Annotated in this window: 13 protein-coding genes; 6 read left to right on the forward strand and 7 right to left on the reverse strand. The window is 66.5% G+C overall.

Features of this window, described 5'->3' with window-relative positions:
- Positions 1-375 (forward strand): hypothetical protein (locus tag ACFWYM_RS43000; RefSeq protein WP_384850669.1); only part of this gene is annotated, 375 nt, incomplete at its 5' end.
- Positions 376-412: 37 nt separating this feature from the next.
- Here the strand turns inward: ACFWYM_RS43000 and ACFWYM_RS43005 are convergent.
- From ACFWYM_RS43005 to ACFWYM_RS43030, 6 genes are all read right to left on the reverse strand, one after another.
- Positions 413-568 carry a hypothetical protein gene (locus tag ACFWYM_RS43005; protein ID WP_384850671.1) on the reverse strand — a complete coding sequence of 52 codons (156 nt, stop codon included), beginning with the start codon at positions 566-568 and terminating at the stop codon, positions 413-415.
- A gap of 407 nt (positions 569-975) precedes the next feature.
- Complete coding sequence (locus ACFWYM_RS43010) at positions 976-1,896, reverse strand: hypothetical protein (protein ID WP_384850674.1); 921 nt, start codon at positions 1,894-1,896, stop codon at positions 976-978.
- Positions 1,893-2,741 carry a ParA family protein gene (locus ACFWYM_RS43015; RefSeq protein WP_384850677.1) on the reverse strand — a complete coding sequence of 283 codons (849 nt, stop codon included), beginning with the start codon at positions 2,739-2,741 and terminating at the stop codon, positions 1,893-1,895. Before ACFWYM_RS43015 ends, ACFWYM_RS43010 begins: the two co-directional genes overlap by 4 nt.
- A 168-nt stretch (positions 2,742-2,909) precedes the next feature.
- A complete protein-coding gene (locus ACFWYM_RS43020) occupies positions 2,910-3,287 on the reverse strand; it encodes a hypothetical protein (RefSeq protein WP_384850679.1) in 378 nt (125 codons plus the stop codon).
- Complete coding sequence (locus tag ACFWYM_RS43025; RefSeq protein ID WP_384850682.1) at positions 3,284-3,538, reverse strand: hypothetical protein; 255 nt, start codon at positions 3,536-3,538, stop codon at positions 3,284-3,286. Before ACFWYM_RS43025 ends, ACFWYM_RS43020 begins: the two co-directional genes overlap by 4 nt.
- A gap of 155 nt (positions 3,539-3,693) precedes the next feature.
- Complete coding sequence (locus ACFWYM_RS43030) at positions 3,694-5,058, reverse strand: transcriptional regulator (RefSeq protein WP_384850685.1); 1,365 nt, start codon at positions 5,056-5,058, stop codon at positions 3,694-3,696.
- Between the two features lie 214 nt (positions 5,059-5,272).
- Here ACFWYM_RS43030 and ACFWYM_RS43035 point away from each other — a divergent pair, with 214 nt between their 5' ends.
- Genes ACFWYM_RS43035 through ACFWYM_RS43045 form a run of 3 tightly spaced genes read left to right on the forward strand, consistent with a single transcriptional unit; the run spans position 5,273 to position 6,476 of the window.
- Positions 5,273-5,677: an ATP-binding protein gene (locus ACFWYM_RS43035; protein WP_384850704.1), complete on the forward strand. Its 405-nt coding sequence runs from the start codon at positions 5,273-5,275 to the stop codon at positions 5,675-5,677.
- Entirely contained in the window at positions 5,671-6,171 is a 501-nt protein-coding gene (locus tag ACFWYM_RS43040; RefSeq protein WP_384850688.1) for a hypothetical protein, read from the forward strand. The genes ACFWYM_RS43035 and ACFWYM_RS43040 overlap by 7 nt, the downstream gene beginning before the upstream one ends.
- Positions 6,168-6,476, forward strand: coding sequence for a hypothetical protein (locus ACFWYM_RS43045; protein WP_384850691.1), 309 nt, complete (start codon positions 6,168-6,170; stop codon positions 6,474-6,476). The genes ACFWYM_RS43040 and ACFWYM_RS43045 overlap by 4 nt, the downstream gene beginning before the upstream one ends.
- Positions 6,477-6,778: 302 nt before the next feature.
- Here ACFWYM_RS43045 and ACFWYM_RS43050 read toward each other — a convergent pair whose 3' ends face one another.
- Complete coding sequence (locus ACFWYM_RS43050; RefSeq protein WP_384850695.1) at positions 6,779-7,504, reverse strand: hypothetical protein; 726 nt, start codon at positions 7,502-7,504, stop codon at positions 6,779-6,781.
- A gap of 254 nt (positions 7,505-7,758) precedes the next feature.
- On the opposite strand from ACFWYM_RS43050, the gene ACFWYM_RS43055 reads away from it, so the two are divergent.
- Together ACFWYM_RS43055 and ACFWYM_RS43060 are read left to right on the forward strand one after the other, a co-directional pair.
- Entirely contained in the window at positions 7,759-8,073 is a 315-nt protein-coding gene (locus ACFWYM_RS43055) for a hypothetical protein (RefSeq protein WP_384850698.1), read from the forward strand.
- Positions 8,074-8,422: 349 nt separating this feature from the next.
- Positions 8,423-8,745: hypothetical protein (locus ACFWYM_RS43060; RefSeq protein WP_384850701.1), on the forward strand; the 323-nt coding region annotated here is incomplete at its 3' end.

Below are 8,745 nucleotides of genomic sequence, written 5' to 3' on the forward strand. Positions count from 1 at the left end.
GCGCGCCGCGTCCCCCTCGACCGGCTCTTCCTTGAGCACCGTCTTGAGTACGACCCCGAGCACCCGACGGCCGCCTCCCCACCCCAGGCCGACCCGAACTCCGTGCTGCGCCGCCTTGCCCCGCGCCCGGACCTGCCCGGGGTGCGTGCCCCGATGCCGGCCCGGAGCGTGACCCACCTGCACGGCAGGAGGATCATTCAGGTCAACCCCCTTGGGTTCGCCTGGGACCTGCGGGCCATCAGCGAGCCGTACCAGAACGCCGAGGGCGACATCGTCCTCAACCTGACCTCGGCCTACGAGTACCACCGGTGGCTGCTGACCGGAGCCGACCCAGACGCCGTGCCCGTCGCCCTGTACCTCCTGTGGACCGAGTAGACGCAACCTGATGGCCCCCTGTCGGCCTCAGCGGGTACTAGTCGCCGTGGGCGTAGCCCGCCCGCACGTAGTCGGCAGCGATCCAGCCGCGGCGCCCCTCATGCCTGCCGGACACGACCTTTCCGTATGCCCACAGGTCGCCGCCGCGCCGCTCACCCCAGCACTCCGCGTAGAAGTCGGTGTTCTTCTTCAACAGGCCCAGTGAGGCGTATTGAGGCCCTCGCCCCGTCCGCAGGTGAATCCCAGAGCGTGCCGTGACGTGCACCCCGTCCTCCACCGCCTCCGTCAGGTTGCACCCGCGTGGCCGTGCAGCAGCTGCCGCGCTCTCCGCTCCCGCCGCCGAGCCGCCCGCCAACAGCACCCCGGCCACCACAGACACACCCACCCGCAACCGCACACCAGAGATAGTGATCATGTTTGCCCAACGGAGCATGCCAGCCACAGGCACGACCATGCCGATCCACCGCCCGATCGAGCCGCGTTGTTCGAGCCCGTAGGAACGCGAGGCGGTCGGGCAACTGCCGTATGCTGCAGGCCAGTTCCACCGAAGCGACGGATGCCCGGCCACCTCCCATGGCCGGGCATCCGTGCTCTGCGCCGCTACTTCGCGCTGGTGTCCTTCATCCGCTCGAAGACCGCGTCGTAGACGCGGGTGTCCGACGGATCAGCGAATGCCTCAAAGAGGTGGATGAGGACCTCCTGGCGCGGGATACGGCCCCGGTTGAGCTGGTCGGCGAGGTCGACGGCCCGACGGTCGACTCCCCGTTTCACCCGGTCAGGAAGTACCGTGCTCGGCTTCGGGGCCGGCGGCTCGGCACCGACCAGCACTCCCTTGATGGTCCTCGCGATGGCCTCGGGGTCCTCGTCATCCTGCAGTGCCAGGTTGCCCGGCAGCATCTTCACGACGTCCCTCAACCGCGTGGCCGTGACCTTGTCGGCCCCGGCCGCCTCGGCGACGTACACGTACAGGCCCACGGCAGCACTGAGGCTGTGCGCGTTCCGTACCGGCACAAGTTCGCGCACCTGGCCGGGGTTGGCGTTGTAGCCGCGAGCGGCGAGGACTTCGCCGATGTCCCAGGCAGCGCGGAGCTTGCTGCACTGGGAATTGGAGATCCCCTTCTCGACCTCAGCCCACTCTTCGATCGTGGCGTAGTAGCGCTCGGGCTCCAACTTGTGGCGAGTTCGGCGAAACAGGCGGCCAAGGGCGATTGTGTCCAGGCTCTTGCCCTGGATGAACCACGCCTTGTTGCCCAGGTCGATACCGGCGTCGCAGTCGGCGAGCCGCTGTTCCTCGTCGGGTGTGAGGTCGCCGTCTCCGGCAGGCTCGACGGGGTCGGGGATCTTGTCGAGGCCGGGTCGAGCCGCCTCTACTGCAGCCTTGACCTGCTCGGCAATCACGGCTGCCTGTGCCTTCTGGCGCTGCTGGTCGCGGCTGGTGTCGACGGCTGTGAGGGTGTCCGCGGTGGCTTCAGAATCCTCGGGGTTGCCCCAGCCCAGATCGAAGTCGTGGTCGTCGCTCACGCCGCCTTCACCAACCCAGCGTTGACTGCGATCGTGCGGAAGAACCCTGCGGTGTCCGTGCGCGGGCGGAACTGGCATACGGGAAGCCCCTTGTTGCGGGCCTCCTTGATGTCGGCGGCCCGCACGGGCACCTCGCCCAGGTTGCGGATGGTGGGGTGGCTCTGCAGCAGCTTGTAGACCGCGGCATCGAAGCGCCCCATCGGCTTGGTGACTCGGCCGATGACAAGACCGAGGACGTCGAAGTCGTCGCGCTCCGCGCGGGCCATGGCCTTCTTGTGCTGGGCGACCTGCTTCTTGAGGCCCTCCATCGACCACTCGTCGACGTCCGTGAGGATGATGGCCGCATCGCAGCCCACCAGCTGCGAATCAGTGTCCAGATCAAGGGCGGGGCGCTGGTCAACGAGGATGTCGTCGAACTCGCCGCGGAGCTTGTTGAGCATGGTGCGATAGAGCGTCAGGCCCGTTCCGGTGTCCCGCAGATCGGTGGACAGACCGGCCATGTCAAGGCTCGCGGGGAGCAGGTACAGGTTGTCGACCTTCGTCTCCCGGATGAGGGGGTGCGGATCGAGCGCGTCCAGGACGACCTTTGACTGTGTGAGGTCGGTGGGGCCCGGAGGCTTCACCCGGAAACCGCCCGTGGCATTGCACTGCGGGTCCCCGTCGACAATGAGAACGCGACGCCCATACTCGGCGAGCGCACCGCCCAGGTTGATGGTCGTCGTCGTCTTGCCGACTCCGCCCTTTTGGTTGCACATCGCAATGATGCGGGTCTCGTCACCCGGGCTGATGGGTGACGACCCACGTGGCTGGGCACCGATGAGGGGCCCGGTAGAGGTTTCTGTCATGGGAGGGACGATAGTCAGACCGCCCTGCAACTCGGGGCGGCGCACCCACAGTCGACACTCTCGCGTGCCCGTCGGCGCCTCTCACGACGACCCCCGACCAAGATCGTTCTTGGACAATTGGGCAAGAATGATCTTGGTCGGGAGGGGACTGGCTGTCCAGCTCGACGCCTAGTCGCCCAGCGGATTGAGCGGCACCACGCCCGTGCCCTCGTACAGAGCGGGGTCCAGGGACAACAACGTCCAGTCCGCCCCCGCCCGTTGCGCAGCGACGGCGAGTGCAGCAGGGTGCAGGATCCGCCAGTCCGCACGCGCCCACTTCCCTGCATCCTGCGCATGCACGCCGGTGAAGTCCGCTACGGACGTGTGGCGCAGGGCGAGCGCATGCGAGCCCACCCCCTGCTTCGCCTGCTCGGCGACCACCGCCGACAGGGCGGGAATCACGATGCTCCCGCCGCCACGCGACGCCTCGATGTACAGGCCGATGAAGAAGCTGTCGGCACCATGCAGCGCAGTCAGACAGGTGTGATCGAGTACCGCGGTCGTCACGCGGCCGCCCCCTTGCCGTGAGCGGAGATCTTCGCCCATGCACTCTGCCCGGCCGCGCGCACCTCGTCGGTGTACTCGACGCCGAGCTCGGCGGCCGCCTCCTGGGCCCGCTGCTCCTTCTCCTCCTCGGTCAGCTCCGCCTCGGCGAGCTCCTCCAGGAGCGCCGTGATGGTGGTGCCACGCTCCTCGGCAAGCTGACGCAGCCGGTCGCGGACTTTCTCCGTGGTCTTGATACTGGTCGGCTTCGACATACCCCGATTCTACCGCCGGTAGAAATCAGAGTTCTGTGAAGTGTCCAAGAAGCCCTGACGCCGCCACGGAGACGTCGCCCGCCACCGTGCCGTAGATGATCTATGCGCAAGGGCCCTGCCAATGGCAGGGCCCTTATTGTTCCGGTGATCCAAACTCACGCTGCTGTCACGAGCTCCTTGGCCCGCTCGTTGAAGTCGACCACCAGTCGATGATCACCAAAAGGCGTCATCCGCTTCTGAAGGTCTTGAACCGCTTCGATGCAACGGGAGCTCTTGACCTGCCGAGACAGGGAAAGCGTGCGCAGGCCAGCGGCGTGCGCGGCTTCAAGGTCACCACGTTGCAGGTGCGAGACGGAGAGCACGGCCTGGGACATGGCCCCTCGGCGTGCCCTCTTCTGACGGCGCGCGTGCGCGATGGACTCCCGCGCATGCTTCTCAGCCTCGGCAGCATCTCCGATGTCACGGAAGACATTGGCGTACTCACCATTGAGGTACGCACCGTCGATGAACTCCGCCCACTCCTGCTCTTGCTCCGGTCGTACACGCTCGAAGGCTGCCTGTGACTTGGCTACGGCCTGCGCTGCGGCGCGCTTGTCTCCAAGTTTGGCCAGTGCCCGCGCTTCGAGGCACCAGAGGTCTGCCAGGCATGCAGGCGAATCAGCCTTTGCGAGCCCAGCCCGTCCCGATTGAGCCAAGCGCCGCCCCTCAGCAGGTTCACCAAGCAGTGTGGCCTGATCTGCCATGCCGGCGAGGACATGCGCACCCAAAGCTGCGTTCCGGGACTCGTTGGCCATCCGGAGCGATTGGATGAGGTAGCGCTGGGCAGTCGAGTGCTCTCCGTCGTCGTACGCCATCCATCCGAGCAAGTACGTCTGCTCCGCCGCCGCTTCACAGAGCGCACGGCGCACCGGGTCGTTGCTGTCGGGATGTGTTCGACCCAGCAGCGGGTAGATGTGCACGTTCATGTATCGGGCAAGCGTGCGGTGGCCGGTTCCTCCGCCCTGGAGGACGTCCATCTCCTGAAAGGTGCCGAACATGTTCCGCACCGCACTGACATCTTCAAGACGGACTCGCGGGCCTGGTTCCGGCTCCTGGTCCAAGGTGTCGAGCAGCCAGTCACGCGCTGGTCCAACTGCTGCGACAGCAGTGAATGGTGCTGCAGCTAGGAACGCTCTTCGGTCCACGTCGGCTCTCCCCAAGTCGGCAACGGTCTCCACCGTAAGCTCGTACGAGGCGTTGTAGATCAGCGAGTTGTCGAGGATCGGGCTGTCCCCGAAGCCCAAGTCGTACGTGGTAACCCGGTAGCCGACTTCAGTCGACAAGATGTTCGCGAGGATCTGCGGCAACGGGGCTCGCGGAATGTCACCTTGCAGCCACCTCCGGACGCTGGAAGCGTCGGAGGCGATGTGCGGCTCTCCGCACCTCTGAGCTGCGACACAGACTCGCCGGGCAAGTTCCGTGTTGCTCAGTCCGGACCTCGACACCCAGTGCGCCAGGCGCTTGTTCGGCGTCTTCTTCACGTTCAGGACCTTGCCCTTCCGCGCAGGACGGGGATTCAACACCCTCTAACACCCCCTACCAAGGTACCGCCGGGCAGCAGTTGGCAGTTGTCTGGTCACTGGAAAGACCTTGATCGGGAGGAGGCGGAAGGCCATGCTGAACAATGCTGCTAGCGACGCTGCGCCCGTCGCCCAGGTCCCCTCCCTCCCCTTTGCTGTTGAGCCGCGGGCATCCATGTCCTTCCCGGCCGAGAGGGCGTCTGCAAAGCTCGCCCGCGACTTCGTCACCAGGGTTCTTGGTCGTTGGGGAGTCACGGATCGTTCGGACGAACTCGTGCTGTGCTGTTCCGAGTTAGCAACGAACGCGCTGGCCCACGGCTGCCCCTCAGGCGGCGAGTTCCTCGTCTGCGTCGAGCACAGATCAACGGGGCGCCACGTCCGTATCGAGGTCCACGACTCAGAAGAAGCCCCACCACCGGATGCCACACCCCATAGCCCGCTCTCCGAACAGGGGCGCGGGCTGCTGCTCGTCGACCTGGTGTCAGACCGATGGGGAGTAGAGCCACAGACCGGCGGAAAGATCGTTTGGGCCGAGTTCCACTTCCGGCCAACCACAGCCAAGGAGGCCGTCCAATGCTGACTACTCCCGAGGCCCGTCGCACCAACCCCACCCCCTCCCTGCTCGCATCACTGTCAGTTGCACAGTGGGTCGATGCCACACCGAACGGCCACGTCGCCTTTCTTCTCGTGACTCACCCACCGAAGGCAGACACCGCTGATGTGGGCTCATGCATCGAAGCGAGCATGCGGGGCCTCGCCTCTGAGCTCGGCCTCGCCCCTCCCAGTTCTCTTATGCCAGACGTGAGCAACCGGCTGTCCATCGCTCGGGACTGCATCATGCTCAGCCTCGCTGAATCACGCCTCACGTTCTGCGTATCGATCCGCAATACCGAGTGGGGCGACTTTGTCCGCGGCGGGGGTCCGGTCGCGATCGTGGTCGGCCTCGACCCTCTGTCCCCGACAACCGAGCGCACCGAGATCAACGAGTACCTAGCTACCGGTGCCACAGCGGATCGCTTGCTGGTGGGAAAGGCCCAGCACCAGGAATCTGTCAGAGAGGGAAGAGAGTCATGACACGGCCGAACCACCTGAGTGCTGCCGACTACACCGCCGATGAACTCAGCCAGATCCGAGAGGCCGTAGACGCGACGACCAGTGAGCTGGTCACCCTTCTCACCGCCTGCGCCCCGGATGGCAGGTGGCAGCCGACCGAGACCGATCAACTCGCCCAGTTATCGGAAGCTGATGAGTTGCTCGACCGCATGTACCGCTCACTCGGCAGAGCGCGCCGCAGCATCAATCGCGCCGACGAATGCGCCCGCTCCCGCTTCCGCGCCCGCACTGCGACCACTTCCGTCATGACCAACCCGCCTACCTAGAAGGCGGGTTCGTGCGGCTCTCGATCAGGACCGGACCCCCGTGCCGGGACATCGGGAGCTTGTTGAGCGGGGGTCGGTCCGCCCCTTCACCGCATCCGCGACCGACCCCCGCCGCTCCACCGGGCGACCCCCGGCTCCGCGTCTGCCCAACAACACGACCGAGCCGGGGGTCTCTCCTCCAGCGGTCCACCAACCGCTGCCGCCGGAGGCAAGCCTCGGGCGCGTACGCGTACGCCCCGGCTCCGCGTCTGCCCAACAACACGACCAGGAGCCGGGGCGTACTTTGCGTTCGCCGTCGGCCGTCAGATGACGAAGCCTTCCATCCGCAGCTCGTCGATGCGCCGCAGGACGGCCCGGAGAGTGCCGGCGGACTTCCCTCCGCCCGCGCGGCTGGCTCCGAGGCGGAGTTCGTCGACGAGCTGCTCGCCGAGCCACACGGTGCGCCCTTCCTCATCCTGCGTGTGGTGCCACATCGCGTAGGCGCGCTGGATCGCGCCCCAGTACGCGTCGCTGCCCAACTCCCGCCAGCCGCGGGCGGCTTCGAGGTAGAGCTCGCACGCCATGCCTGCCATGCCGACCCGGTAGGCGGTGTGGGCGCGCAGTTCCCGCGTGCGCCACACGTACGGATGGTCACTGCCGTGCTGCGCGATGGCCTCTGCTTCGAGTTCGCAGGCCCGCCTCGTCGCGACCAGTTCGAGGCCGTCGGCCAGGGCCTGGTTTACGGCGGCCACGCCCTGCGCGTACGCGGCCGCGACGGCGTTGGCGTCAGGGTCGTCCGGCAACTCGCGGGCCTCGCCGGGTTCGAGGATGCCGCGCTCGGGGTCGACCACGACGCGCCAGACGGCGCCGTCGGGGTCGGTCGCCTCGACTCGCACGGGTCCGCGCCGTTGACGGGCGATCTGGGCGACGTGGCCCATGGCGGCCGCGCGCGCTTGGTCGAGCCCGCCCTCGGTTGCTTGGACTTCCGTGCCGTCGACCCAGCTCCGGCCGTCCGAGGCCAGCGCGATCGTCACCAGCGGCGTACTCATCTCGGCGCCCCCAAGGCTCAGTTGACGGTCTGCTGCAGCGGTTCCGTGGTGCGGTACGGCTGCGATCTCATTTCACACCATGCCTCCCGTCCTGCGGGAGGTCCGCCTGTGGGGCTTCCGGGACATCCGTGGCCTGGTGAGAATGGTGACGCCATTTCAAACCTGGGTGACGACACGCGCCTTAAGAGTCTCTATGATCGTCCCCGTAACGCTAGCCTTCAGGCTCACATCAGTAAAAATTTGGGGGTCGTGAGATGAGTGAGCAGGACCAGGCCGAGGAGCAGCAATCCGGTACGCCGCGTGACAAGTCGCGCGTGACCGCTGACCTGCCTCCCCGCGAGTACGAGTTCCTCGATGACGCGCGGGTTCTCAATGCCGCCTCGACCACCGACCTTATGCGCGCGATGCTGCGACTGCACAACGCAGACCCGGACTTTGCGCAGCGGGTGACCGACGAAATCGGCAGAATTCGCCGGGAAAAGCTTGAGTCTCGCGATTCCGGACGTATCTGGCGCCGCCGCCGTGGCCGGAAGGCAACGCAGACGGGTGAGGAGCTGTCTGTCGCATGAGCCCGTGAACTCATCGCGGACAGCCGTGATCCGAGTGGGCCCGCACAAAGTGATGCGAGGCCCCCGGCACCACCCGGAGACCTCGCATCCAGCTGACCGCACACCGTTGACGATCTGCCCTTTTACCAAGCAGGTCGTCCGCCCAACCTCTACGAAAGGCATGTGTTCGGCGGCTACCAACCGCCGGGTGCGCGTCTGCCCAACGCTTTGAAGGGTAGCAATGTCGGCTCAATACGCCGAGAGTGCCGGGTCTTACGACCGATTTGTTTCCGCACTGACCGCCTCGGGATCACGGATCGCGACGCAGCGACAGCACAAGGTCAAGGCGACATGCCCACACCACGACGATGTGGAGCCATCGCTGGCCGTCGACTACAAGCCAGGCGACCGGAAGACGGTCGTCTACTGCCATGCCGGGTGTGACATCAGGGATGTCGTCGCCGCCGTCGGTCTGGAGCTGTCCGACCTCTACGACGACCCGATGCCCGAGGACCGCAAGACGCAGTGGCAGGTGATCCCGCGCGCGCGGAGCGGACGCGGCGTCAAGTCGGGGGCCTCCAAGAAGGTCACGCAGAAGAAGGACCCCAAGCCCGCGAAGGCGGCATGCACGGGCCGGTATGCCGAGACCGACCGCTACCCGTACCCCCACGCGGACGGGGTGCTCGCCGGGCA

It is taken from the genome of Streptomyces sp. NPDC059009, from assembly GCF_042740175.1.
GTDB lineage: Bacteria > Actinomycetota > Actinomycetes > Streptomycetales > Streptomycetaceae > Streptomyces.